The organism is Klebsiella sp. BIGb0399 (assembly GCF_003752615.1).
Classification (GTDB): domain Bacteria; phylum Pseudomonadota; class Gammaproteobacteria; order Enterobacterales; family Enterobacteriaceae; genus Klebsiella; species Klebsiella lignicola.
Genome location: NZ_RKHT01000005.1, coordinates 1,889,878 through 1,915,434, shown reverse-complemented (window position 1 = coordinate 1,915,434; position 25,557 = coordinate 1,889,878). Strand labels below are relative to the sequence as shown.

The window sequence follows — 25,557 nt, the reverse complement described above, 5'->3', positions numbered from 1 at the left end:
ATCCCTCTACTTTCGTTTAGCGCCATTTAGCCATACAAAGCTTATGGTTTGTTTGATTTCGAGCATATTCGAGCATTATTTGCTCGTGATATGTGATTTTATGCTCAAAATGGAATGTTCTGTCATATTTTTGTAACAAAGCGTGCGATGTTTCACAGTATCCATGGCGGGCTTTGCCTACCATCCCGCCACATCAGAAGTGAGTGATTAGATTAGATTTTTCTCATCGAACTCATCAGCAGAGAAACCATGGCCACGGAGGCTGCTATGTTAACTATTTTTAAACCCGCGCCACATAAAGCGCGCTTACCGGCGGCGGAGATCGACCCGATGTACCGCCGCCTGCGCTGGCAGATTTTCATCGGTATCTTCTTTGGCTATGCGGCTTACTATCTGGTTCGTAAGAACTTTGCGCTGGCAATGCCCTATCTGGTCGAACAGGGCTTTTCGCGCGGCGACCTTGGTTTCGCGCTTTCGGGGATTTCGATTGCCTATGGATTTTCGAAATTCATCATGGGGTCGGTATCCGATCGCTCGAATCCGCGCATTTTCCTGCCGGCGGGTCTGATTCTGGCGGCGCTGGTGATGCTGGTGATGGGCTTCGTCCCGTGGGCCACCTCCAGCATTATGGTGATGTTTGTGCTGCTGTTCCTGTGCGGCTGGTTCCAGGGGATGGGCTGGCCGCCGTGCGGGCGAACCATGGTGCACTGGTGGTCGCAGAAAGAGCGCGGCGGTATTGTGTCGGTGTGGAACTGTGCGCATAACGTCGGCGGTGGGATCCCGCCGCTGCTGTTCCTGCTGGGCATGGCCTGGTTTAACGACTGGCACGCGGCGCTGTATATGCCGGCGTTTGGCGCGATACTGCTGGCGGTGTTTGCCTTTGCGATGATGCGCGATACCCCGCAATCCTGCGGCCTGCCGCCGATTGAAGAGTACAAAAACGACTACCCGGACGACTACAGCGAACAGCATGAACAGGAGCTGACCGCCGGGCAGATCTTCCGTCAGTACATTCTGCCGAACAGGCTGCTGTGGTATATCGCCGTGGCTAACGTGTTCGTTTATCTGCTGCGCTACGGCATCCTTGACTGGTCGCCGACCTACCTGAAAGAGGTGAAGCATTTCGCGCTGGATAAATCGTCCTGGGCCTACTTCCTGTATGAGTATGCCGGGATCCCCGGGACGCTGATTTGCGGCTGGATGTCGGACAAGGTGTTTAAAGGAAATCGTGGGGCGACCGGGGTGTTCTTTATGACGCTGGTGACGATAGCCACCGTGGTTTACTGGCTGAACCCGCCGGGCAATCCAGGGGTTGATATGGCCTGCATGATTGTGATCGGCTTCCTGATCTATGGTCCGGTTATGCTGATTGGTCTGCATGCGCTGGAACTGGCACCGAAGAAAGCTGCGGGTACCGCTGCCGGCTTTACCGGACTGTTTGGTTATCTGGGCGGTTCGGTGGCGGCCAGCGCTATCGTTGGCTATACCGTGGACTTCTTCGGCTGGGACGGTGGTTTTATGGTGATGATTGGCGGTAGCGTGCTGGCGGTGCTGCTGCTGATCGTGGTGATGATCGGCGAAAAACGTCATCACCAGCAGCTGAAACAGGGTTAATAAAGCACAAAGAAAAAGGGAACGCATGGCGTTCCCTTTATTCCTTCTATTCCTTCCGCTGGTTACATCTCGATTTCGATGTCACCTTGCGCCCGGCAACAGCAGGGCAAAATTTCGCCCGGCTGGATAAACGCCAGCGGTTCGGTCAGCCAGTCTACCTGGCCGGACACCAGCCGCGTGCGGCAGGAGCCGCAATAGCCGGCACGGCACTGATACTCCACGTCGATGTTATGCGATTCCAGCGCGGCCAGCAGGGAAGGGTGTTCATCCTGACACTCAAGGCGAGTGTCAGAAATCTTCAAAAAAATGCGTTTCATCAGAGCTGGAAGTTGCTCAGGTCATCGGCGTCAACTTCGGCGTCGATCTGGCCGACCAGATAGGAACTGACTTCAACTTCCTGCGGCGCCACCTGCACGTTGTCGGAGACCAGCCAGGTGTTGATCCATGGGATCGGGTTGGAGCGGGTCTGGAACGGCAGATCGAGCCCGACCGCCTGCATGCGGATGTTGGTGATGTATTCCACATACTGGCAGAGAATGTCTTTGTTGAGGCCAATCATGGAGCCGTCACGGAACAGGTAATCCGCCCACTCTTTTTCCTGCTGCGCCGCCAGCACAAACAGGTCATAGCACTCTTGCTTGCACTCTTCGGCGATCTCCGCCATCTCCGGGTCATCGACGCCGGAACGCAGCAGGTTCAGCATGTGCTGGGTGCCGGTCAGGTGCAGGGCTTCGTCACGGGCGATCAGGCGGATGATTTTCGCGTTGCCTTCCATCAGCTTGCGCTCGGCAAAAGCAAAGGAGCAGGCAAAGCTGACGTAGAAACGGATGGCTTCCAGAGCGTTGACGCTCATCAGGCACAGGTACAGTTTCTTTTTCAGTTCACGCAGGTTAACGGTGATGGTCTGGCCGTTGACGGTGTGCGTGCCTTCACCCAGCAGATGCCAGTAGCTGGTCATCTCGATGAGGGTATCGTAATAGTGGGAAATGCCTTCCGCACGTTTCTGAATCTGCTCGTTGGTGACGATATCGTCAAACACCGTCGCCGGATCGTTGACGATGTTACGGATGATATGGGTATAGGAGCGCGAGTGGATCGTCTCTGAGAATGCCCAGGTTTCAACCCAGGTTTCCAGCTCCGGAATGGAAATCAGCGGCAGCAGCGCGACGTTCGGGCTACGGCCCTGGATGGAGTCCAGCAGAGTCTGGTATTTCAGGTTGCTGATGAAAATATGCTTTTCGTGATCCGGCAGCGCCTGGTAATCGATACGGTCGCGGGAAACGTCGACCTCTTCCGGACGCCAGAAGAAGGAGAGTTGCTTTTCGATCAGCTTTTCGAAGATGTCATATTTTTGCTGATCGTAGCGGGCGACGTTCACCGACTGACCAAAAAACATCGGCTCAAGCAGCTGATCGTTTTTGGTCTGAGAAAAAGTGGTATATGCCATTAAATGTAGGTCCTGTTGAAATTGTATCGCCCGACAGCAGGGATGTGCCGGGCTTACAAAACGTCTGGCCGGGTGAGCGTGGCGCTACCCGGCGAGTGTTTTAAATCTTACATGCGCCGCTTTCGCAGCCGTCGTCCTGAATGGATGGCGCCAGATCGTCCTGGGCATCTTCTGCACCATCACGGGTGTTGTGATAGTACAGCGTTTTCACGCCGAATTTATAGGCGTTGAGCAAATCTTTCAGCAGCTGCTGCATCGGCACTTTGCCTGACGGGAAACGCGTCGGGTCATAGTTGGTGTTCGCCGAAATCGACTGGTCGATAAACTTCTGCATGATGCCAACCAGTTGCAGGTAGCCGTCGTTGCTCGGCATTTCCCACAGCAGCTCGTAGTTTGCCTGCAGGGATTCGTAGTCAGGAACCACCTGGCGCAGAATGCCGTCTTTCGACGCTTTGATGCTGACGTGACCGCGCGGCGGCTCAATCCCGTTGGTGGCGTTAGAGATCTGCGAAGAGGTCTCAGACGGCATCAGTGCGGAGAGCGTGGAGTTACGCAGGCCGTGGGTTTTGATCGATTCACGCAATGCTTCCCAGTCGTAATGCAGCGACTCGTTGACGATTGCATCGAGATCCTTTTTATAGGTATCGATCGGCAGGATACCCTGCGCGTAGGTGGTTTCGTTAAACCACGGGCAAGCGCCTTGCTCGATCGCCAGCTCGTTCGACGCCTTCAGCAGGTAGTACTGAATGGCTTCGAAGGTTTTGTGCGTCAGGTTGTTGGCGCTGCCGTCAGAGTAGCGTTTGCCGTGCTTCGCCAGGTAGTAGGCGAAGTTAATCACGCCGATACCCAGAGTACGACGCCCCATCGCACCGCGTTTGGCCGCCGGGATCGGGTAGTCCTGATAATCCAGCAGGGCGTCCAGCGCGCGAACCGCCAGCACCGCCAGCTCTTCCAGCTCGTCCAGGCTATCGATAACGCCAAGGTTGAAAGCGGACAGGGTGCACAGGGCGATTTCGCCGTTTTCGTCGTTGACGTCATCCAGCGGTTTGGTCGGCAGGGCGATTTCCAGACACAGGTTGGACTGGCGCACCGGCGCAACCACCGGATCAAACGGGCTGTGGGTGTTGCAGTGGTCAACGTTCTGGATGTAGATACGGCCGGTAGAAGCACGTTCCTGCATCATCAGGGAGAACAGTTCAACCGCTTTGATGCGCTGTTTGCGAATGCTGTCGTCTTGTTCGTATTGGGTGTACAGACGCTCGAACTCGTCCTGATCGGCGAAGAAGGCATCGTACAGGCCCGGGACATCAGACGGGCTGAACAGGGTGATGTCGCCGCCTTTCAGCAGACGGGTGTACATCAGCTTGTTGATCTGCACGCCGTAGTCCATATGACGCACGCGGTTGGCGTCGGTACCACGGTTGTTTTTCAGCACCAGCAGGCTTTCGACTTCCAGATGCCACATCGGGTAGAACAGCGTTGCTGCCCCGCCGCGAACGCCGCCCTGAGAGCAGGATTTCACCGCAGTCTGGAAATGCTTGTAGAACGGGATACAGCCGGTGTGGAACGCTTCACCGCCGCGAATCGGGCTGCCCAGCGCACGGATGCGACCGGCGTTGATGCCGATACCGGCACGCTGGGAAACGTATTTCACGATCGCGCTGGAGGTGGCGTTGATGGAGTCCAGGCTGTCACCGCACTCGATCAGTACGCAGGAGCTGAACTGACGGGTCGGGGTACGCACGCCGGACATGATAGGCGTCGGCAGCGAGATTTTAAAGGTGGAGACCGCGTCGTAGAAACGCTTGATGTAATCCAGACGCGTTTCGCGCGGGTAGTTGGAGAACAGACAGGCGGCGACCAGGATATAGAGGAACTGGGCGCTCTCGTAAATTTCGCCGGTAACACGGTTCTGGACCAGGTATTTGCCTTCCAGCTGTTTAACCGCGGCATAGGAGAAGCTCATGTCGCGATCGTGGACGATGAACGCGTCCATCTGCTTGAACTCTTCTTCCGTGTAGTCTTCCAGCAGATGCGTGTCGTATTTGCCGTTCTTCACCATCTTAGAGACGTGGTCGAATAGCGCCGGCGGCTCAAACTGGCCGTAGGCTTTTTTACGCAGATGGAAGATCGCCAGGCGAGCGGCGAGATACTGGTAATCCGGTGCATCGCGAGAGATCAGGTCCGCGGCGGCCTTGATGATCGTTTCGTGGATATCAGCGGTTTTGATGCCGTCATAGAACTGGATGTGGGAACGCAGTTCTACCTGAGAAATGGAAACGTTATTCAGCCCTTCTGCCGCCCAATCCAGTACGCGATGGATTTTGTCGAGATTGATGCGCTCGGTGCTACCGTCACGCTTTGTCACCAGCAGACTCTGATTCATGTGGATTTTACCTGTCCGTGAGAAAAAATATCCCCCCATTTATCCACAGCACAGCGTTGTGATTAACTCTGTGGATAAATACTATATGTAGGGGGTAGTCGATAAAAGAAACGCTATATGGTGAGTATTTTAGTAAGGATTCTTTTGAGTACAAGGGTTGATTTTGACGTTAATTTGAGGGTGCGGAAGCATAATAATCGCGAAATCCACGCCCCATAAGGCCTGGCGAAGATGTCAATAAACTGGAAAATAAAAATGAAAATTTGATCGAGTGCTGATTTCTTCAACGGATGTGAAAATTACGCGGCTTGATACCGCGCAATCATCGGGGATTTACCATACGAAATACTGCTGACGTTATGCGCTTTTTGCGGTTGTATGCAACATATAGTTAACATCTACCCCTGGTGCCAGCTTGAAGGTATTGGTCAGCGGATTGTAATGCAGGCCGGTAATATGCTGCTCTTTGAGAATAGTCTGATCAACCCAGCCGATTAGCTCCGCCGGCTTGATGAATTTTTTCACGTCGTGGGTGCCTTTGGGCACCATTTTCATCACGTATTCGGCGCCGATCACCGCCATCAGCCAGGCTTTACCGTTGCGGTTGATGGTAGAGAAGAAGACCTGGCCGCCGGGTTTGACCAGCCGCGCGCAGGCATGGACCACCGATTGCGGGTCGGGCACGTGCTCCAGCATCTCCATGCAGGTCACCACATCGTACTGCTGGGCATGTTTTGCCGCGTGTTCTTCTACGGTTTCCTGGACATATTCAACCTGAACGCCGCTTTCCAGTGCGTGCAGCTTCGCCACCTGCAGAGGTTCAAAACCCATATCGAGGCCGGTCACCGTCGCGCCTTCACGCGCCATGCTCTCCGCCAGAATTCCGCCGCCGCAGCCAACATCGAGCACTTTTTTGCCAAACAGGCCGCCAGAACGCTGTGCGATATAGCCCAGGCGCAGCGGGTTGATGCGGTGTAATGGCTTGAACTCACCCTCTAAATCCCACCAGCGCGAGGCGACGGCTTCAAATTTAGCGATTTCTTGATGATCAACATTGTGGGCCACCGGCTGTTTTTCGGCATTCATGGGCGCAATTACTCCTTATCTGTTCAGACTGGCGAGTATATCAGGTGGCTGGCATGAATAAACCGTCTATCCCCTTCATCCTTCAAGTTGCTTGGTTGTTAGCTGCAGCCGTTATTCGGCTCATCCATGAGCCTCACCCTTATCAGGTCCGCTGCTCGCAGCGTTCAAATCTGTTCCAGACAGATTTGTCACCCCAGTCACTTACCTGAGTAAGCTCCTGGGGATTCACGGCTTTGCCGCCTACAAGCAACTCGAATTATTTTGGGTAAATCCAATCTTGAGCCCACGCGAAAATCATTGGGTATAGGTTTACCCGTATCACCGCGGCTGTGTTATAATTTGCGACCTTTGAATCCGGGACACAGTAGAGGGATAGCGGTTAGATGAGCGACCTTGCGAGAGAAATTACACCGGTCAACATTGAGGAAGAGCTAAAGAGCTCCTATCTGGATTATGCGATGTCGGTCATTGTTGGCCGTGCGCTGCCGGATGTCCGAGATGGCCTGAAACCGGTACACCGTCGCGTGCTTTACGCCATGAACGTATTGGGCAATGACTGGAACAAAGCCTATAAAAAATCTGCCCGTGTCGTGGGTGACGTCATCGGTAAATACCACCCGCATGGTGATACCGCCGTTTATGACACCATCGTACGTATGGCACAGCCATTCTCCCTGCGTTATATGCTGGTCGATGGCCAGGGTAACTTCGGTTCTGTCGATGGCGACTCCGCCGCAGCGATGCGTTATACGGAAATCCGTATGTCGAAAATCGCCCACGAGCTGATGGCCGACCTCGAAAAAGAGACGGTTGATTTCGTAGACAACTATGATGGCACGGAGCGTATCCCTGACGTCATGCCGACCAAAATCCCTAACCTGCTGGTAAACGGTTCATCCGGTATCGCAGTCGGGATGGCGACCAACATTCCGCCACATAACCTGACGGAAGTGATCAACGGCTGCCTGGCCTATATCGACGATGAAGACATCTCCGTCGAAGGGCTGATGGAACACATCCCGGGCCCGGACTTCCCGACCGCCGCCATTATTAATGGTCGTCGTGGTATCGAGGAAGCGTACCGTACCGGTCGTGGCAAAATTTATATTCGCGCCCGCGCAGAGGTCGAAACCGACGCCAAAACCGGCCGTGAAACCATCATCGTGCATGAAATTCCGTATCAGGTGAACAAAGCGCGCCTGATCGAGAAAATGGCCGAGCTGGTAAAAGAGAAGCGTCTGGAAGGGATCAGCGCCCTGCGCGATGAGTCTGATAAAGACGGCATGCGCATTGTGATTGAGATCAAGCGTGATGCGGTGGGTGAGGTGGTGCTGAACAACCTGTACTCCCTGACTCAGCTGCAGACCTCTTTCGGTATCAACATGGTTGCACTGCACCATGGTCAGCCGAAAATCATGAACCTGAAAGATATTCTTTCGGCGTTCGTGCGTCACCGCCGTGAAGTGGTAACGCGTCGTACTATTTTTGAACTGCGTAAAGCTCGCGATCGTGCGCACATTCTTGAAGCGCTGGCGGTTGCGCTGGCCAACATCGATCCGATCATCGAACTGATTCGCCGCGCGCCGACCCCGGCCGAAGCGAAAGCCGGTCTGGTTGCCCGCTCCTGGGATCTGGGCAACGTCTCCGCCATGCTTGAGCGTGCCGGTGATGATGCCGCGCGTCCGGAGTGGCTGGAGCCAGAGTTTGGCGTGCGTGACGGTCAATACTACCTGACCGAACAGCAGGCACAGGCGATTCTGGATCTGCGCTTGCAGAAACTGACCGGCCTTGAGCATGAAAAACTGCTCGACGAGTACAAAGAGCTGCTGGAACAGATTGCTGAGCTGCTGCACATTCTTGGCAGTGCCGACCGTCTGATGGAAGTGATCCGTGAAGAACTGGAAGCGATGCGCGAACAGTTCGGCGACGCGCGTCGTACCGAGATCACCGCCAACACCGCGGATATCAACATTGAAGATCTGATCAACCAGGAAGATGTGGTGGTCACCCTGTCTCACCAGGGCTATGTGAAGTATCAGCCGCTGACTGACTATGAAGCGCAGCGCCGCGGTGGCAAAGGTAAATCGGCCGCCCGTATTAAAGAAGAAGACTTTATCGACCGCCTGCTGGTGGCCAATACCCACGATACGATCCTCTGCTTCTCCAGCCGTGGTCGTCTCTACTGGATGAAGGTCTATCAGCTGCCGGAAGCGAGCCGTGGCGCGCGTGGCCGTCCAATCGTCAACCTGTTGCCGTTGGAAGCCGATGAACGTATTACCGCGATTCTGCCGGTACGCGAATATGAAGAGGGCGTGAACGTCTTTATGGCGACCGCCAGCGGTACCGTCAAGAAAACCGCGCTCACCGAGTTCAGCCGTCCGCGTTCAGCCGGGATCATTGCTGTTAACCTCAATGATGGCGATGAACTGATTGGCGTTGACCTGACCAACGGTAACGACGAAGCCATGCTGTTCTCTGCGGCCGGTAAAGTGGTGCGCTTTAAAGAGAGCGCAGTGCGTGCCATGGGCCGTACCGCTACCGGCGTTCGCGGCATCAAGCTGGCGGGCGAAGACAAAGTCGTCTCGTTGATTATTCCGCGTGGCGAAGGCGCTATCCTGACCGTGACACAAAATGGTTACGGTAAGCGTACGGCAGCGGAAGAGTATCCGACCAAGTCGCGTGCGACGCAGGGCGTTATCTCGATCAAAGTGACCGAGCGTAACGGTTCCGTCGTTGGGGCTGTGCAGGTAGATGATTGCGACCAGATCATGATGATCACCGATGCGGGCACCCTGGTGCGTACCCGCGTATCGGAAGTCAGCATTGTCGGTCGTAATACCCAGGGCGTTATTCTGATCCGTACCGCGGAAGATGAAAACGTCGTCGGTCTGCAGCGTGTTGCCGAGCCGGTAGATGACGAAGAGCTGGATGCCATCGATGGCAGCGTAGCGGAAGGCGACGATGAAATCGCGCCAGAAAGCGATGCTGATACTGATGATGACATCGCCGAAGACGAAGAATAATCTTCGGTTGTGATGCCAGAAGGGTCGGGATATCTCCCGGCCCTTTTTGTTTTCCGGTTGCGGTGGGTTGTCGAACGTGAAATCCAGAGAGTATAACGTTGCGACAAGACGTGTTTACCGCTACCTTAACCCCATTCTGTTGAGTCCCTGACGGCCGAGTATCGCCCCATTGAAATATCTTGCCTCTTTTCATACCACCCTGAAGGTTTCACGCTATTTGTTCAGAGCGCTGGCGGTGCTGCTGTGGATGCTTATCGCTTTCGTTTCGGTGTTCTATATCGTCAATGCCCTGCATGACAGAGAGTCAGAGATCCGTCAGGAATTTAATCTCAATGCCGATCAGGCGCAGCGCTATATCCAGCGTACGGCCGATGTGATTAAAGAGTTGAAATATGTCGCCGGAAACCGGCCGGCAGGCGGCGGCGAGGGCGGTATTTCGCCGTCTGAGAATGGCAACATCGCCATTCCGGATTTCGAACCGCTGTATCCTGATTCCGACTGCGGGACGATGAGCACAACCTGGCGCAACTCCCTGCAATCGCTGGCGTGGTTTATGCGCTACTGGCGCGATAACTTTTCCGCCGCCTATGACCTGAACCGCATCTTTTTGATTGGCAGCGACAACCTGTGTATGGCTAACTTTGGCCTGCGCGAAATGCCGGTGGAGCGAGACCAGGCCTTAAAAGTCCTGCACCAGCGCATCGAGCAGTATCGCGATGCCCCGCAAAACGAGCGTGGCAACAATCTGTTCTGGATAAGCCAGGGCATGCGTCCGGGGATGGGCTATTTTTATGCCTTGACGCCGGTATACATGGCGAACCGCCTGCAGGCGCTGCTGGGGATTGAGCAAACCATTCGTATGGAGAGCTTCTTTACGCCGGGCAGTCTGCCGATGAGCGTGACGATCCTCGACGATAACGGCCAGCCGATGATCTCCCTTGCCGGGCCGGATAACAAAATCAAGAGCGAAGCCCGCTGGATGCAGGAGCGCATCTGGTTTGGCTATACCGCCGGTTTCCGCGAGCTGGCGATGAAGAAAAGCCTGCCGCCGTCATCATTAAGTATCGTCTACTCGGTGTCGGTCGATCAGGTTCTCGAACGCATCCGGATGCTGATTATCAATGCGGTGATCCTGAACATCCTCACCGGGGTGATCTTGTTCGCGCTGGCACGGATGTATGAGCGGCGGATTTTTATCCCGGCGGAAAACGACGCCCAGCGTCTGGAAGAACACGAGCAGTTCAACCGCAAAATTGTTGCTTCAGCGCCGGTGGGGATCTGCATTCTGCGCACCCTCGACGGCACTAACATTCTGAGTAACGAGCTGGCGCATAACTATCTCAATATGCTGACCCATGAGGATCGGCAGCGTTTAACGCAGATAATATGTGGGCAGCAGGTTAACTTCGTTGACGTGTTGACCAGCAATAACACCAACCTGCAAATCAGCTTTGTCCATTCCCGCTACCGCAATGAAAACGTGGCGATCTGTGTGCTGGTCGACGTCAGCGCCCGCGTGAAAATGGAAGAGTCGCTGCAGGAGATGGCGCAGGCCGCAGAGCAGGCCAGCCAGTCAAAATCGATGTTCCTCGCGACCGTCAGTCATGAGCTGCGCACGCCGCTGTACGGCATTATCGGTAACCTTGATTTATTACAGACCAAAGAGCTGCCTAAGGGCGTCGATCGCCTGGTCACGGCGATGAATAACTCCTCCAGCCTGTTGCTGAAGATCATCAGCGACATTCTCGATTTCTCGAAAATTGAGTCCGAGCAGCTGAAAATCGAACCGGAAGAGTTCTCGCCCCGTGAGGTGATGAACCATATCTCTGCCAACTATTTGCCGCTGGTGGTGCGCAAGCAGCTGGGGCTGTACTGCTTTATTGAACCCGATGTGCCGCAGTTGATGTCCGGTGACCCGATGCGCCTGCAGCAGGTGATTTCCAACCTGTTAAGCAATGCCATTAAGTTTACCGATACCGGCTGTATCATTCTGCATGTCCAGCGTGCCGGCGACTATCTGCAGATCAGCGTCCGGGATACCGGGGAAGGGATCCCGGCGAAAGAGGTGGTGCGCCTGTTCGATCCGTTCTTCCAGGTGGGGACCGGCGTACAGCGCAACTTCCAGGGCACCGGGCTGGGGCTGGCGATCTGCGAAAAGCTTATCAGCATGATGGACGGCGATATTGCCGTCGAGACCGAGCCGGGCATGGGCAGCCGTTTTACGATCCGTATTCCATTATACGGTGTGCAAAACCGCCAGCCGCTGAGCGTCGAGGGGCTGGCAGGAAAATGCTGCTGGCTGGCCATTCGCAATACCTCACTGGCGATGTTTGTGGCCTCGCTGCTTAAGTACCACGGTATTCAGGTCTGCGACTATGACGGACAGGCTCCGGGGGCAAATGACATTCTGCTGACCGACGACCAGCCGGATCCGCGCTGGCAGGGCGGGGCAACGGTGATTTTCTGCCGCCGTCATATTGGCATTCCCCAAGAGCGAGCTCCGGGCGAATGGCTGCATAGCGTCACAACGCCACATGAGCTGATTCCGCTGCTGGGGCATATTTTCCACGTCGCCGTGACTACGCCGGAACACGGGCCGGCGCTGGCGGCGCCGGAAACGCACACCGCCAGCAATGACGACATGATGATTCTGGTGGTGGATGACCATCCGATTAACCGCCGACTGCTGGCAGACCAGTTGGGTTCACTGGGGTATCAGTGCGTGACGGCGAACGACGGGGTCGATGCGCTGGCGGTGCTGGCAAAACAGCATATCGATATTGTGCTGAGCGATGTCAACATGCCGAATATGGACGGCTACCGTCTGACGCAGCATATTCGCGAGCTGGGCATGAAGCTACCGGTGATCGGGGTAACGGCCAACGCCCTGGCTGAAGAGAAGCAGCGCTGTCTGGAGTCGGGGATGGATAACTGCCTGTCGAAGCCGGTGACCCTCGATATCATCAAGAAGACGTTGGCGTTGTATGCCGCCCGGGTACGAAAAGAGAGGGGATAAGCGCCCGATTTTGGGGCGTGGTTTTCGGCGTGTGAAGACGGGTGGGATTCTTACCCGGAGAAGGCGCGCGGCGCCATCATCCGGGTAGCAGAACAATTACTCTTTGTCGGTGGCGCTCAGCGTCACGGAAGAGAGGTAGTTCAGCAGGGCAATGTCGTTCTCAACGCCCAGCTTCATCATGGCCGATTTTTTCTGGCTGCTGATGGTTTTGATGCTGCGGTTCAGCTTTTTGGCGATCTCGGTCACGAGGAAGCCTTCGGCGAACAGGCGCAGCACTTCGCTCTCTTTCGGCGACAGGCGTTTATCACCGTAACCGCTGGCGCTGATTTTCTCCAGCAGACGCGCAACGCTTTCCGGGGTGAATTTTTTACCTTTCTGCAGAGCGGCCAGCGCTTTTGGCAGATCGGTCGGCGCGCCTTGTTTCAGCACGATCCCTTCGATATCCAGATCCAGCACCGCGCTGAGGATCGCCGGGTTGTTGTTCATCGTCAGGACGATGATCGACAGGTCAGGGAAGTGACGCTTGATATATTTGATCAAGGTGATCCCGTCGCCGTATTTGTCACCGGGCATCGACAGGTCGGTAATCAGAACGTGGGCGTCTAATTTGGGCAGATTGTTGATCAGTGCAGTCGAATCTTCAAATTCGCCAACAACGTTTACCCACTCGATTTGCTCAAGGGATTTACGAATACCGAACAGTACGATCGGGTGGTCATCGGCAATAATTACGTTCATCGTGTTCATGTATAGGCTACCTTGCTACAGCAAGCTCTTGACGTAGACGTCAATGTCGCTGATATATTTTTCTATGCCTTGCACATCTTTCTCGCGAATCAGATGCTCTAGCGTTTCACATAACTGTTTGCCGGGTATCAGATTAAGCATAGCAAACGCCCCTTTGAGGCGGTGCGCTGTCTGCGCCAGCGCAGCTAAATCGCTGGTTGCCAGTTCAGTATACAGTCTCTGAACATCATCCGGAACCGTGTCGGCAAATAGTGCGTAATAGCCGCTGGCGTGGAGTTCGGCGTTACTTTCGCTTCCAGCAGGGGTGGATTGCTCCTCTTCCTGCGCCAGCTGCTGTTCAATCAGTTGCAGAATCGCTTCCTGCATGGCTGTGCTGATATTAAAGTTGACACACAGTTGGCCTGGGCCAATTTTGCGTATCCCAACCTCATCATCGCTTAAAAGCAAGCCGGAAGCAGTAAGATTAGACGGATTATCTGTTAAAAACAGATCGTATTCTTGACTTGTCAGCCGCTCGTCCGGGGTGATGCAGGTCGCTCCCCAGTTTTCTAGCTGGCGCACCACGATTTTCCGCACTTCCTGGGCGGTAATATCCAGCATCACCACCACATCATCCAGCAGGTGTTCTCCCGCCTCGGCCGCTTCGCCGCTGGCCGGCATTTTGAGATGCAATGAATAGCGGGTACCCAGCGACTCTCGTGCCTTAATATTCAGCTGACCGCCCAGCTTGCGCGTCAGACGATCGCAGAGCCAGAAGGTGAGGGCGTTGGCTTTGCCATACAGATCGGACTGGGTCTCGTTAAGGAACGGGAAGTGCATGTTGTCGATTTCGTTGCCGGATACGCCGTTGCCGGTATCCAGAATACGGAAGGTCAGCCGGTCGTCGGCCGACTCATCTTTACTCACGTCGAGGGTGATTTTGCCAATTTGCGTGGTGGTCACCGAATATTGAATAAGCATCAGCAAGGTGCGGCGCAGCGCGTCACGATCGCCATAACGTTGTTCATTGGCCGGCAGCGCATTGTTAATCAGCAGCTGTAACCCTTTACGTTTGATCACCGGCAGGACTTCAGGCACGACTTCATCGATCAGTTCCTGAATTGAGAACAGCGCCGACTGGCTTTTCCAGCTGTCGCTCTCCAGCAGATTAGCCAGCTGAATATCATCTACCAGCTGCACCAGCTGGTCAGCATGTTGCGACAGCTGGCGGCTGTGCTCGATGCCGAGGGCCGCGGCTTCTTCCGCCAGGCTCTGCGCCGGTGCCTTCAGGGCGCTGCCGATATGCGCCATAAATGCTGCGCGACCCTGCTGGTTTTTCTCATACAGACGCTGAGCCTGCTTGAGCTTTTTATTGACCAGTACTTCCCGGTCCTGATCGCGAATAATGAAGATCTGCGTGCGCGGGGCAACCTGGCTGCGGTAGAGGCGAATTTCAAACAGCTCGTTGTTGATTGTCGCCTGAATCACTCCCTGATGCTGGTCCGCCATATTAGTGATGTTTTGCAGATTAAGATGCGGCAGCAGGTGATCGGCTATCGGGTTACTGATTATCGTGCGGTTAGTTTCCTGGTCGTGGACCAGCAGCCCCAGCGGCAGCAGCGAGACAATCTCTTCATTTATGGCGCGTTGGGTGCGTAATTCGCTGGTGGCGGCAGCGGAGACGCCGGTGCCGGTCTGACGCGTGCGGCCACCATAGTGACGGAAGGTGGTAAAGCCGAACAGGGTTAAAGCCAGCAGGCCGATAATCAGCAGCAGCGGCAGCAGAACATTCTGCAGCGATTCCATGATCAAGGTACCAAACGGAACGACCCAGATCAGGCGCATGCCGGTGGTGTTGATGCTGGTGGTCATCTCAATTTTGGTGCCATTAAAGTCGATACTGATGCTATCAGAGACTTCTTTATCCGGGCTGGTGGCACTGCTTTGTGCCGGGTCGGGCTCAATCCGGAAATTATCCAGCAGCATGCCGGGCGGTATCAGGTCATTGATCGGGAGATCGAAGGCCACCACGGTCGCCAGGTGTCCCGGTTGGTTAAAGGTGGTGCGCAAGGTGAAATAGTGGCCGTTTTGCCAGGACAGGCGGCGCAGTGACGAAAAGGTTTCTCTCTCGTCGAGGGTGTTGGCCTGCAGCAGCATCTCCGCGCGGCGGGACTCGACGACGCTGGTGATCGTCGACTCTTTAAAGCTGGATGACAGGTCCTTAAGCGGCAGTGTCGACACCAGAATCAGGCTGTTATCCAGGCCGTTGAGGTAGTACATCGACCACGGGATAGTTTCCGCGCCCCACAGGATGTCGAGGTAGCTGGAGATTTTTTGGGTCATCTCCAGGGTGGAACTGTCGTGGGAGCCAAATATCAGCGCTTCGGTTTTGCGCCGCGGTTTTTCCAGGTAATAGACATCCTGTTTCAGACGCGTTTCCTGTAAACCGTCACTGGTGGCACTGGTAGAGGTCGCGGCGATATTGTCGTAAATCTGCCAGGTGGCATAACGCCAGCTGTCGATGCGTTTATGCAGCGCATGACTGACGTCGATGACCTGATAACTTTTATCTTTCAGCCAGGTGTTGACCGCACTTTGAACCATAACGCCCATCGTCGCCAGCAGGACGATAACCATCAAAATGAAGAAGCGGGTGATGCTACCAGGCATCAGGGAGAATTTTTTCTGGGTCATCGTGTGGCGAAGCGGCTCATCAATGTGTGTAAGCAGGGCATTGCACCAGGCGGCTGGTAGCAGAGTGAATACTGTAAGCAGTATAAAGGCTAATTTATCAAATCCATACTACAGATTGCCGTTCGTCAAAGTTTAATCGCGAGAATAATCTTAAAAAAATGAACGTCGGTAAGATGTACAGCAATGTTAATATTGTACAATTATTTACGGAATTTCACGGATAAATAGCACTAAATAACAAGAAATTACCACCTTGAGCATTTTCTTATCGGCGAATTGTTTGATTAATAGACGTTATTTTTTTCGGGATAATACGCGGAAATTCAAGATATGTAAAGAAGGGTAAAAAAAAACCGAATGCAGGGCATCCGGTTCAAATAGGGGTAAACAGACATTCAGAACTGAATGACGGTAATAAATAAAGTTAATGATGATAGCGAGGATTATTCTAGTCGTAAGGCCGGTTTTTGTTTTGTCATTCAGTGCTATACGAATGTTGTCTCGTAACCACTTGAACTGCATTGGGAAAATTTATTTTCTTGATTATTGGTGCTTATTTTTGTGATTTTTGATGGTGCAGAAAAGTTCCCCTGCATTTACAAATTGAAACATCTTGTGGGAACTTTGAAACACCTTAGAAGTTTTCGTATCATATTCTTGTTGGATTATTCTGCATTTTACAGCACAATGAATATAGCCGACTGATTAGAAGGGTAATCAGTAAGCAGTGGCATAATAAAAGGCATATAACAAACAGAGGGTTAATAACATGAAAGTTAAAGTACTGTCCCTCCTGGTACCAGCTCTGCTGGTAGCAGGCGCAGCAAATGCGGCTGAAATTTATAACAAAGATGGCAACAAATTAGACCTGTACGGTAAAATCGATGGCCTGCACTACTTCTCTGACGACAAGAGCGTAGACGGCGACCAGACCTACATGCGTATTGGCGTTAAAGGCGAAACTCAGATCAACGACCAGCTGACCGGTTACGGCCAGTGGGAATACAACGTTCAGGCGAACAACACTGAAAGCTCCAGCGATCAGGCATGGACTCGTCTGGCATTTGCTGGTCTGAAATTTGGCGACGCAGGTTCTTTCGACTACGGTCGTAACTACGGCGTGGTATACGACGTAACGTCCTGGACCGACGTTCTGCCGGAATTCGGCGGCGACACCTACGGTTCTGACAACTTCCTGCAATCCCGTGCTAACGGTGTTGCTACCTACCGTAACTCTGACTTCTTCGGTCTGGTTGACGGCCTGAACTTTGCTCTGCAGTACCAGGGTAAAAACGGCAGCGTCAGCGGCGAAGGCGCGACCAACAACGGTCGTGGCGCTCTGAAACAGAACGGCGACGGTTTCGGTACTTCTGTAACTTATGACATCTTTGATGGCATCAGCGCTGGTTTCGCGTACTCCAACTCTAAACGTACCGACGATCAGAACGCACTGGTTCTGGGTGAAGGCGACCACGCTGAAACCTACACCGGCGGCCTGAAATACGACGCGAACAACGTTTACCTGGCAACTCAGTACACCCAGACTTACAACGCAACTCGCGCGGGTGACCTGGGCTTTGCTAACAAAGCACAGAACTTCGAAGTGGTTGCTCAGTACCAGTTCGACTTCGGTCTGCGTCCGTCCGTTGCTTACCTGCAGTCTAAAGGTAAGGATCTGAATGGTTACGGCGATCAGGATATCCTGAAATACGTTGACCTGGGTGCGACCTACTACTTCAACAAAAACATGTCTACCTATGTTGATTACAAAATCAACCTGCTGGATGACAACAACTTCACCCGTAACGCCGGTATCTCTACCGACGACGTGGTTGCACTGGGCCTGGTTTACCAGTTCTAAGTTGCACGAAGTTTATGAAAAAGGCGCCTCTGGCGCCTTTTTTTATGCCCGGTTTAACCTTGCTGGTGTAATCTTGCCGCCTTAGCAAGAGGAGCCTGACTTTATGGATATCACTTTTTTCCGTACCGCGCTGCTTAGCGTCTGCGTACTGCTTTCCGGCTGTGATTCAGCCACCACCTCCAGCGCACCAGCGCGTACCGCCACCGTCCTCGATGGCAAAACCATGGGCACCTTCTGGCGCGTCAGCGTGATTGACGTGGACCAGCAACAAGCCCAGGCGCTACGTCAGAAAGTACAGGCGCAGCTTGATGCTGACGACCGCCTGCTGTCCACCTGGAAAAACGACTCGGCGCTGATGCGCTTTAACCACTCGTCGGGCACTGAACCCTGGCCGGTGAGTGAGGCGATGGCCGATATCGTCACGATGTCGCTGCGCATCGGCGCGAAAACCGATGGCGCCATGGATATTACGGTGGGGCCGCTGGTTAATCTGTGGGGATTTGGCCCCGATAAACAACCGCTGAAAACACCGGATCCGCAACAGATCGCCGCCGCGAAAGCACGCACCGGACTGCAGCACCTGACGGTGATTAACCATGCGGATCGCCAGTATCTGCAAAAAGATATTCCGGATCTGTTTGTCGATCTCTCCACCGTGGGTGAAGGCTACGCCGCCGATCACCTGGCTCGCCTGATGGAGCAGGAGGGTATTTCGCGCTATCTGGTTTCTGTCGGCGGTGCGCTGGTGAGCCGGGGAATGAATGGCGACGAGCAACCGTGGCGGGTAGCGATCCAGAAACCGACCGATCGTGAAAATGCCGTTCAGGCGATCGTTGATATCAACGGCCATGGGATCAGCACCTCCGGTAGCTATCGCAACTATTATGAGCTCGATGGTAAACGGATTTCGCACGTTATCGACCCGCAAACCGGCCACCCCATCGACCATAAACTGGTGTCGGTGACGGTGATTGCGCCAACGGCGCTGGAAGCGGACGGCTGGGATACCGGCCTGATGGTACTGGGGCCGCAGAAAGCTCAGGAAGTCGTGCGTCAACAAGGACTGGCAGTCTATATGATTGTCAAAGAGGGCGACGGGTTTACAACCTGGATGTCGCCGCAGTTCCGCACTTTCCTGGTGGGCGAAAAAAATTAAACCGCAAGAATTCGGGTTTTTATTCACCGGCGCCGATGCAGACTGACGATACACTTAAAGCAGGAGCCCGTTATGAAACCGATAATTGCTGATACCGATGCGCGCCGCTGGCAGGCGGTGTGCGATCGTGATGCGAATGCCGATGGTCAGTTCGTTTTTGCCGTGTTGACCACCGGTATCTGCTGCCGTCCCTCCTGCCGTTCGCGGCGGGCGCTGCGGGAAAACGTGCGCTTTTATCCTGACGTCGAGGCGGCCGTGGCGGACGGCTTTCGTCCCTGCAAACGCTGCCAGCCGGACAACATCGACCCGCAGCAGCAGAAAGTGGACAAAGTCGCCCGTGCTTGCCGCCTGCTGGAACAGGATGCGCCGGTGACCCTTGAAACGCTGGCGCAGGCGCTGGCGGTCAGCCCGTTCCATTTTCATCGTTTGTTCAAATCAGTTACCGGCATGACGCCAAAAGCCTGGCAGCAGGCGTGGCGCGCGCGGCGTTTACGCGAGGCGCTGGGGCAGGGTGAAAAGGTCACACCTGCGGTGATGGCCGCCGGTTTTCCTGATGGCAGTAGCTACTATCGCCAGGCCGATGCCGCGCTCGGCATGACCGCCAGTCAGTTTCGTCGCGGCGGGGAAGATATCGATATTGTCTATACCTTAGGCGACTGTGCGGTTGGCCGCTGTCTGGTCGCAGAAAGCGAGCGGGGAGTGTGTGCCGTCCTGCCGGGGGAAGCCGATGGTCCGCTGCTTGATGAGCTTGTCCGCCTGTTCCCTAAAGCGCGGTTGATACCTGGCGATGCGTATTTCCATCAGCGGGTCGCGCAGGTCTTCGCCCATCTGGACGATCACCGCCAGGCCATCGACCTGCCGTTGGACATCCGCGGTACTGCTTTCCAGCAGCGCGTCTGGCTGGCGCTGCGCGAGATCCCGGCAGGCGAAACCCGCAGCTATCGCCAGGTGGCGCAGCGCATCGGTCAGCCGCGTGCGGTAAGAGCCGTGGCGGGAGCCTGTGCAGCGAATAAGCTGGCGATCGTCATCCCCTGTCATCGGGTGGTCCGTGAAGGCGGGGCGCTCTCGGGCTATCGCTGGGGAACGGCCCGCAAAGCCCAGCTGTTAATGCGCGAAGCGCACAGCGAGGAGCCGTAATGCTCGATTTATTTGCCGATACGCCTCCCTGGCAAGAGCCGCTGGCACCGGGAGCCGTGATTTTGCGGCGCTTTGCCACCTTGCAGGCGCCGGCTTTGCTGCAGGCTATCGCAGAGGTCGCCAGCCGCTCGCCGTTTCGTCAGATGGTGACGCCGGGCGGCTATACGATGTCGGTAGCGATGACCAACTGCGGCATGCTGGGCTGGACCACCGATAGCCATGGCTACCTTTATGCACCTGACGATCCGCTGACCGGGCAGCACTGGCCGCCGATGCCGACGCTATTTGCGACGCTGGCGGCAGAGGCGGCGCTGGCCTGCGGCTACCCGCGCTTTACCCCAGACGCCTGTTTAATCAACCGCTATCAGCCGGGCGCTAAACTCTCGTTGCATCAGGATAAAGATGAGCGCGATCTGCGGGCGCCGATTGTTTCCGTGTCGCTGGGGCTGCCGGCGGTGTTCCAGTTCGGCGGTCTGCGCCGGAATGACCCGCTGCAGCGGGTGCTGCTGGAGCACGGCGATGTGGTGGTGTGGGGCGGTGAATCGCGCCTGTTTTATCACGGTATTCAGCCGCTGAAAGCGGGGGATCATCCGCAGACCGGGAGCTGTCGCTATAATCTCACCTTCCGCCTGGCGGCTAATCTGACAGGTAATGAATAACAAAAATAAGAATTATTCTTGATGTCATCGCCGGGCCGTTTAAACTGCTGGCTGTTTTGCTTGTCCGGATTGCGTGTTATGGAACTCCTCCTCCTTGTTTGGCGCCAGTATCGCTGGCCGTTTATCTCAGTCATTGCCCTTAGTCTGCTCAGCGCGGCGCTGGGTATCGGGCTGATTGCCTTTATTAATCTGCGGTTAATGACCGTGGTCGATACCTCGCTGACGGTGTTACCGGAGTTTCTCGGCTTATTGCTGTTGCTGATGGCGGTGACGCTGGGTTCTCAGCTCGCGTTGACCACCCTTGGGCACCATTTTGTCTATCGTCTGCGCGGCGAATTTATCAAGCGGATCCTCGATACCCAAATCGAACAGGTTGAGAAAATCGGCAGCGCGTCGCTGCTGGCCGGACTCACCAGCGATGTGCGTAACATCACCATCGCGTTTGTGCGCCTGCCGGAGCTGGTGCAGGGGATTATCCTGACGTTTGGTTCCGCCGGTTATCTGGCGTGGCTGTCGGGGAAAATGATGATGGTCACCGCGCTGTGGATGGCGCTCACCATCTGGGGCGGCTTTGTGCTGGTGTCTCGCGTCTATAAACACATGGCGACGCTGCGGGAAACCGAAGACAAGCTCTATCACGACTATCAGACGGTGCTGGAAGGGCGCAAAGAGCTGACCCTCAACCGGGAACGCGCGGAATACGTGTTTAATCAGCTGTATTTGCCGGATGCCCGCGAATACCGTCACCATATTATCCGTGCCGATACTTTCCATCTCAGCGCGGTGAACTGGTCGAATATCATGATGCTGGGCGCTATCGGGCTGGTGTTCTGGATGGCCAACGGCCTTGGCTGGGCGAACACCGCGGTGGCGGCGACCTATTCGCTGACCCTGCTGTTCTTGCGCACGCCGCTGCTCTCGGCGGTTGGCGCGCTGCCGACGCTGCTGAGCGCCCAGGTGGCGTTCAACAAGCTCCATCGCTTCTCTCTGGCGCCGTACCGGGCCGAGTTCCCGACGCCGCAGGCGCATCCTCACTGGCAGACCCTGGAGCTGCGCGACGTAAGCTTCCACTACCCGGACAACACTTTCGCGGTAGGGCCGATTAACCTGACCCTTAAGCGCGGCGAACTGGTCTTTTTGATCGGCGGCAACGGCAGCGGAAAATCGACGCTGGCAATGCTGCTGACCGGGCTGTATCAGCCGGCCTCCGGCGAGATCCTGCTCGATGGTCAGCCCCTGGTGGTCGATAAGCCGGAAGATTACCGCAAGCTTTTCTCGGCGGTGTTCACCGATGTCTGGCTGTTTGACCAGTTGCTGGGAGAGGGCGGCAACGCCGCTGACCCGGCGCTGGTAGCACAGTGGATGGCGCACCTGAAAATGACCCATAAGCTGACGCTGGATAACGGCAAAATCGTCGATTTGAAGCTGTCGAAGGGGCAGAAAAAACGGGTGGCGCTGCTGCTGGCGCTGGCGGAAGAACGCGATATCATTCTGCTGGATGAGTGGGCGGCGGATCAGGACCCGCATTTCCGCCGTGAGTTTTATCAGGTGCTGCTGCCGCTGATGCAGCAGATGGGGAAAACCATTTTTGCGATCAGCCATGACGATCATTACTTCCAGCATGCGGACCGCCTGCTGGAGATGCGCAGCGGCCAGCTGACGGAGCTGACCGGGGAAGAGCGCGAGCTGGCGACCCGTGATGCGGTGGCCCGCACCGCCTGATTGCCTGCGCCCCCTGGTCAACAGGGGGCGCGGTTGTTGATTTTTCCGCCGGACGAACACCCCGACGGTTATTTTTTCTCCCTCCCCGCGCTATGCTTATGGCACCTGGCCCGCCGCCTGTTCTTAAAAGGATTGCCTGACCGATGTCCGTGTTGCATAAAAAAAGCGCCAGATTGCGTGATGAAGAGCGTGCTCGTCTTATCTGGCTGCTGACCACCGATAAAGCCGTCACCTCGGCGCTGACAGGCAAATTAACCCTCGCCGAACGCTACGACGACGGCACCCTCGCGGACGATCTGGCCGAAGTGGAAGTGCTGGTTTCCCACCTGCCGCCGCCAGACCTTGCCGATGCCCTGGAAGCATTGCCAAACGACGGGCGTAATGCGCTCTGGCAACTGGTCCGCAATGATAAACGCGGCGAGGTGCTGCTTGAGGCATCCGAGAACGTCTGGGGCGATCTCATCGATAAGATGAGCGACCACGAGCTGCTGGATGCCCTGCAAACCCTGGATATCGACGAACAGGTCTATCTGGTTCAGCACCTGCCGCGTAACCTGACCGGCCGCCTGCTGGCGACGATGCCGCCGGATAAACGCGCGCGCGTGCGTCAGATGATGCGCTATGCCGACAACACCGTCGGGGCGATCATGGAGTTCGAGGTGATCGTCGTGCGCCCGGAAATGACCCTGGCCGCGGTGCAGCGCTATCTGCGGCGGCTGGGAAAAATGCCGGAGAACACCGATAAGCTATTTGTCACCACCCGCAATAAGCTGCTGCTGGGCGAGCTGGAGCTGCAGACCATTCTGCTCAATGATGCGCAAAAGCGGGTAGGCGATGTCATGGAAGGGGATCCGGTGACCTTCCAGCCTCACGAAGCCGCGGAAAAAGTGGCGCGTACCTTCGAACGTGATGACTTGCTTAGCGCCGCGGTGATTGACGCGGACGGGAAGTTAATGGGCCGTCTGACCATCGATGAGATCGTTGATGTGGTGTACGAAGAGACCGACAGCGATCTGCGTGGTATGGGCGGCCTGAGCAGCGAAGAGGACGTCTTCGCGCCGGTCAGCAAAGCGGTAAAAACCCGTTGGGCGTGGCTGGCGGTCAATCTGTGTACCGCCTTTATCGCCTCGCGGGTCATTGACGGCTTTGAACACACCATCTCACAGCTGGTGGCGCTTGCTTCCCTGATGCCGATCGTCGCCGGGATTGGCGGCAATACCGGTAATCAGACCATCACCATGATCGTCCGCGCGATGGCGCTACAGCACATTCAGCCCGGCAGCTTTTCGTTTTTGATTATGCGTGAAGTGGGCGTGGCGTTGATTAACGGTCTGGTGTGGGGCGGCATTATGGGGGGCATCACCTGGTGGCTGTATGACGACCCACAGCTGGGCGGCGTGATGACCCTGGCAATGATGCTGAATCTGCTGATGGCGGCGATAATGGGGGTCATTATCCCGATGGTGATGGTCAAACTGGGACGCGACCCGGCGGTCGGCTCCAGCGTGATGATCACCGCTATCACCGACACCGGCGGGTTCTTTATTTTTCTCGGTCTGGCGACGCTGTTTCTGATGTAACCTGCGGCTTGTTGCGCCAGCGCCGTGGAATCAGCGCCATCGCCGCAAGCCCTGCCAGTACGCCAATCGCCAGATTGCTGGTCCCGACCGTCGCGCCGACGGTCACCAGCATCACCAGCGTTTCTGGCCACGGATTTCGTGCCAGTTCCGCCGGGCGAAGGCTCTGCCAGCTGAAGGTTTTCGCCGCGACGATCACCATCACACCGGCCAGCACCACCATCGGAATTTTCGCCATCACTTCGCTCAGGGCGGTCACCAGCAACAGCAGCACCAGACCGGCGGCAATGGTAGAGACGCGGCTGCGCCCTTTGCCCATTTCGACGTTGACGATGGTCTGACCGATCATCGCGCAGCCGGCAATACCGCCATACATCCCTGCCAGTATATTGGCGATGCCCAGCCCGGTACTCTCGCGCGCTTTGTTTGACGGGGTCTGGGTCAGGTCATCCACCAGTTTTGCCGTCAGCAGTGATTCCATCAGACCCACAAAGGCAATGCTCAGCGCACAGGGCCAGATAATTTGCAGGGTATTCAGATCGAGCGGGACCAGCAGGGCGGTAAAGCCAGGCAGTCCGCCGCTCATGGACCCTTCGTCGCCAACGGTGGGCAGCAGCTGGCCGGTGGTGACGGTAAACAGGGTCAGCAGCACAATGGCGATCAGCGGCGAAGGGATGGCTTTTGTCAGGCGCGGCACCCACAGCACAATCAGCAGCGTCAGAACGAACAGGCCGAGTATCAGCGGCTGCTTGCTCCAGAAATGCGGCACCTGGGCAAAGAAGATCAGGATCCCCAGCGCGTTGACGAAGCCGGTCATCACCGAATGCGGAATAAAGCGCATTAACCTCGCCATGCCGCACAGCCCAAACAAAATTTGAATAATACCAGCCAAAATGACAGCGGGCAGAATATAGCCCACGCCGTGCTGGTGCACCATCGGCCCAATCACCAGCGCAACCGAACCGGCTGCTGCAGTAACCATCGCCGGTCTGCCGCCCAGTACCGACATCGCCAGACACAGCACCACCGAGGCAATCAGGCTGACCTTCGGGTCAACGCCGGCGATGACGGAGAAGGAGATCACTTCCGGGATCAGGGCCAGCGCAGTGATCACGCCTGCCAGGGTTTCCCGGGTCAGCAGCGCCGGTGAGCGTAATACGTGGCGAAGAGCGCCGGTTGCAGCGGAAGAGACGTGATTTGAGGCTTGAGGCATAAGCGATTCGCAGGTTGGTCAGCGGCGGCGGCACAAGCCTGGGCTTGTGTGCGGTCTGTCACAAAACAGGGGATGATAGCGCGGGCGCGTCACTTATACCAGTACAAAATATGATTTACCGTACACATTTATTAAACATTTTTATAACAGATCTCAAAACTCAACTTAAATTTTAAACAATATTTAATTTTTTGATCTTCGGTGTTACCTTGATTCACGAAATCGTTTCACCTGCGCTAA

Annotated in this window: 16 protein-coding genes; 9 read left to right on the top strand and 7 right to left on the bottom strand. The window is 55.5% G+C overall.

What is annotated here, in order from left to right; genetic code table 11:
- The first annotated feature begins 267 nt into the window (after positions 1 to 267).
- Positions 268 to 1,614, top strand: a complete 1,347-nt coding sequence (gene glpT / locus EDF82_RS09295; protein WP_123755205.1) for a glycerol-3-phosphate transporter — start codon at positions 268 to 270, stop codon at positions 1,612 to 1,614.
- Between the two features lie 62 nt (positions 1,615 to 1,676).
- Here the strand turns inward: glpT and yfaE are convergent, their stop codons facing one another.
- The 4 genes from yfaE to ubiG form a co-directional block, all read right to left on the bottom strand.
- Positions 1,677 to 1,931, bottom strand: a complete 255-nt coding sequence (gene yfaE, locus EDF82_RS09290) for a class I ribonucleotide reductase maintenance protein YfaE (protein WP_123755204.1) — start codon at positions 1,929 to 1,931, stop codon at positions 1,677 to 1,679.
- Positions 1,931 to 3,061 (bottom strand): class Ia ribonucleoside-diphosphate reductase subunit beta, encoded by a 1,131-nt coding sequence (gene nrdB, locus EDF82_RS09285; RefSeq protein WP_123755203.1) that lies wholly within the window; start codon positions 3,059 to 3,061, stop codon positions 1,931 to 1,933. The genes yfaE and nrdB overlap by 1 nt, the downstream gene beginning before the upstream one ends.
- A gap of 100 nt (positions 3,062 to 3,161) precedes the next feature.
- Entirely contained in the window at positions 3,162 to 5,447 is a 2,286-nt protein-coding gene (nrdA, locus tag EDF82_RS09280) for a class 1a ribonucleoside-diphosphate reductase subunit alpha (protein ID WP_123755202.1), read from the bottom strand.
- Positions 5,448 to 5,804: 357 nt separating this feature from the next.
- Entirely contained in the window at positions 5,805 to 6,533 is a 729-nt protein-coding gene (gene ubiG, locus EDF82_RS09270; protein WP_123755201.1) for a bifunctional 2-polyprenyl-6-hydroxyphenol methylase/3-demethylubiquinol 3-O-methyltransferase UbiG, read from the bottom strand.
- Between the two features lie 383 nt (positions 6,534 to 6,916).
- Here ubiG and gyrA point away from each other — a divergent pair, with 383 nt between their 5' ends.
- Positions 6,917 to 9,556, top strand: a complete 2,640-nt coding sequence (gyrA, locus tag EDF82_RS09265; RefSeq protein WP_123755200.1) for a DNA topoisomerase (ATP-hydrolyzing) subunit A — start codon at positions 6,917 to 6,919, stop codon at positions 9,554 to 9,556.
- A 169-nt stretch (positions 9,557 to 9,725) separates the two neighbouring features.
- Entirely contained in the window at positions 9,726 to 12,572 is a 2,847-nt protein-coding gene (gene rcsC, locus EDF82_RS09260; RefSeq protein ID WP_123755199.1) for a two-component system sensor histidine kinase RcsC, read from the top strand.
- Positions 12,573 to 12,668: 96 nt separating this feature from the next.
- Here the strand turns inward: rcsC and rcsB are convergent, their stop codons facing one another.
- Positions 12,669 to 13,319, bottom strand: coding sequence for a response regulator transcription factor RcsB (rcsB, locus tag EDF82_RS09255; protein ID WP_123755198.1), 651 nt, complete (start codon positions 13,317 to 13,319; stop codon positions 12,669 to 12,671).
- 15 nt (positions 13,320 to 13,334) lie between these two features.
- Entirely contained in the window at positions 13,335 to 15,992 is a 2,658-nt protein-coding gene (rcsD, locus tag EDF82_RS09250; RefSeq protein ID WP_123755197.1) for a phosphotransferase RcsD, read from the bottom strand.
- Between the two features lie 769 nt (positions 15,993 to 16,761).
- Between rcsD and ompK36 the strand changes: the two genes are divergently transcribed.
- The 6 genes from ompK36 to mgtE all read left to right on the top strand — a co-directional run bounded on the left by ompK36 (position 16,762) and on the right by mgtE (position 24,107).
- A complete protein-coding gene (gene ompK36 / locus EDF82_RS09245) occupies positions 16,762 to 17,853 on the top strand; it encodes a porin OmpK36 (RefSeq protein WP_123755196.1) in 1,092 nt (363 codons plus the stop codon).
- A 103-nt stretch (positions 17,854 to 17,956) separates the two neighbouring features.
- The gene (gene apbE, locus EDF82_RS09240) at positions 17,957 to 19,009 is read left to right on the top strand and encodes an FAD:protein FMN transferase ApbE (protein WP_123755195.1); all 1,053 of its coding nucleotides are present in this window, start codon (positions 17,957 to 17,959) and stop codon (positions 19,007 to 19,009) included.
- Between the two features lie 72 nt (positions 19,010 to 19,081).
- Positions 19,082 to 20,146 carry a bifunctional DNA-binding transcriptional regulator/O6-methylguanine-DNA methyltransferase Ada gene (ada, locus tag EDF82_RS09235; protein WP_123755194.1) on the top strand — a complete coding sequence of 355 codons (1,065 nt, stop codon included), beginning with the start codon at positions 19,082 to 19,084 and terminating at the stop codon, positions 20,144 to 20,146.
- Entirely contained in the window at positions 20,146 to 20,805 is a 660-nt protein-coding gene (gene alkB, locus EDF82_RS09230; protein ID WP_123755193.1) for a DNA oxidative demethylase AlkB, read from the top strand. Before ada ends, alkB begins: the two co-directional genes overlap by 1 nt.
- A gap of 78 nt (positions 20,806 to 20,883) precedes the next feature.
- Positions 20,884 to 22,527 carry a multidrug ABC transporter permease/ATP-binding protein gene (locus EDF82_RS09225; protein ID WP_123755192.1) on the top strand — a complete coding sequence of 548 codons (1,644 nt, stop codon included), beginning with the start codon at positions 20,884 to 20,886 and terminating at the stop codon, positions 22,525 to 22,527.
- 143 nt (positions 22,528 to 22,670) lie between these two features.
- Positions 22,671 to 24,107, top strand: coding sequence for a magnesium transporter (gene mgtE / locus EDF82_RS09220; RefSeq protein ID WP_123755191.1), 1,437 nt, complete (start codon positions 22,671 to 22,673; stop codon positions 24,105 to 24,107).
- Here mgtE and EDF82_RS09215 read toward each other — a convergent pair.
- Entirely contained in the window at positions 24,070 to 25,317 is a 1,248-nt protein-coding gene (locus tag EDF82_RS09215; RefSeq protein WP_123755190.1) for a SulP family inorganic anion transporter, read from the bottom strand. The genes mgtE and EDF82_RS09215 overlap by 38 nt on opposite strands.
- Between the last annotated feature and the right edge of the window lie 240 nt (positions 25,318 to 25,557).

Bases quoted from the DNA above. Each gene is read 5' to 3' on its own strand.
- apbE (WP_123755195.1), top strand. From the start codon at position 17,957: ATGGATATCACTTTTTTCCGTACCGCGCTGCTTAGCGTCTGCGTACTG.
- yfaE (WP_123755204.1), bottom strand. From the start codon at position 1,931: ATGAAACGCATTTTTTTGAAGATTTCTGACACTCGCCTTGAGTGTCAG.
- gyrA (WP_123755200.1), top strand. From the start codon at position 6,917: ATGAGCGACCTTGCGAGAGAAATTACACCGGTCAACATTGAGGAAGAG.
- nrdA (WP_123755202.1), bottom strand. From the start codon at position 5,447: ATGAATCAGAGTCTGCTGGTGACAAAGCGTGACGGTAGCACCGAGCGC.
- alkB (WP_123755193.1), top strand. From the start codon at position 20,146: ATGCTCGATTTATTTGCCGATACGCCTCCCTGGCAAGAGCCGCTGGCA.
- ompK36 (WP_123755196.1), top strand. From the start codon at position 16,762: ATGAAAGTTAAAGTACTGTCCCTCCTGGTACCAGCTCTGCTGGTAGCA.
- EDF82_RS09225 (WP_123755192.1), top strand. From the start codon at position 20,884: ATGGAACTCCTCCTCCTTGTTTGGCGCCAGTATCGCTGGCCGTTTATC.
- ubiG (WP_123755201.1), bottom strand. From the start codon at position 6,533: ATGAATGCCGAAAAACAGCCGGTGGCCCACAATGTTGATCATCAAGAA.
- mgtE (WP_123755191.1), top strand. From the start codon at position 22,671: ATGTCCGTGTTGCATAAAAAAAGCGCCAGATTGCGTGATGAAGAGCGT.
- rcsB (WP_123755198.1), bottom strand. From the start codon at position 13,319: ATGAACACGATGAACGTAATTATTGCCGATGACCACCCGATCGTACTG.
- rcsD (WP_123755197.1), bottom strand. From the start codon at position 15,992: ATGACCCAGAAAAAATTCTCCCTGATGCCTGGTAGCATCACCCGCTTC.
- nrdB (WP_123755203.1), bottom strand. From the start codon at position 3,061: ATGGCATATACCACTTTTTCTCAGACCAAAAACGATCAGCTGCTTGAG.
- EDF82_RS09215 (WP_123755190.1), bottom strand. From the start codon at position 25,317: ATGCCTCAAGCCTCAAATCACGTCTCTTCCGCTGCAACCGGCGCTCTT.
- ada (WP_123755194.1), top strand. From the start codon at position 19,082: ATGAAACCGATAATTGCTGATACCGATGCGCGCCGCTGGCAGGCGGTG.
- glpT (WP_123755205.1), top strand. From the start codon at position 268: ATGTTAACTATTTTTAAACCCGCGCCACATAAAGCGCGCTTACCGGCG.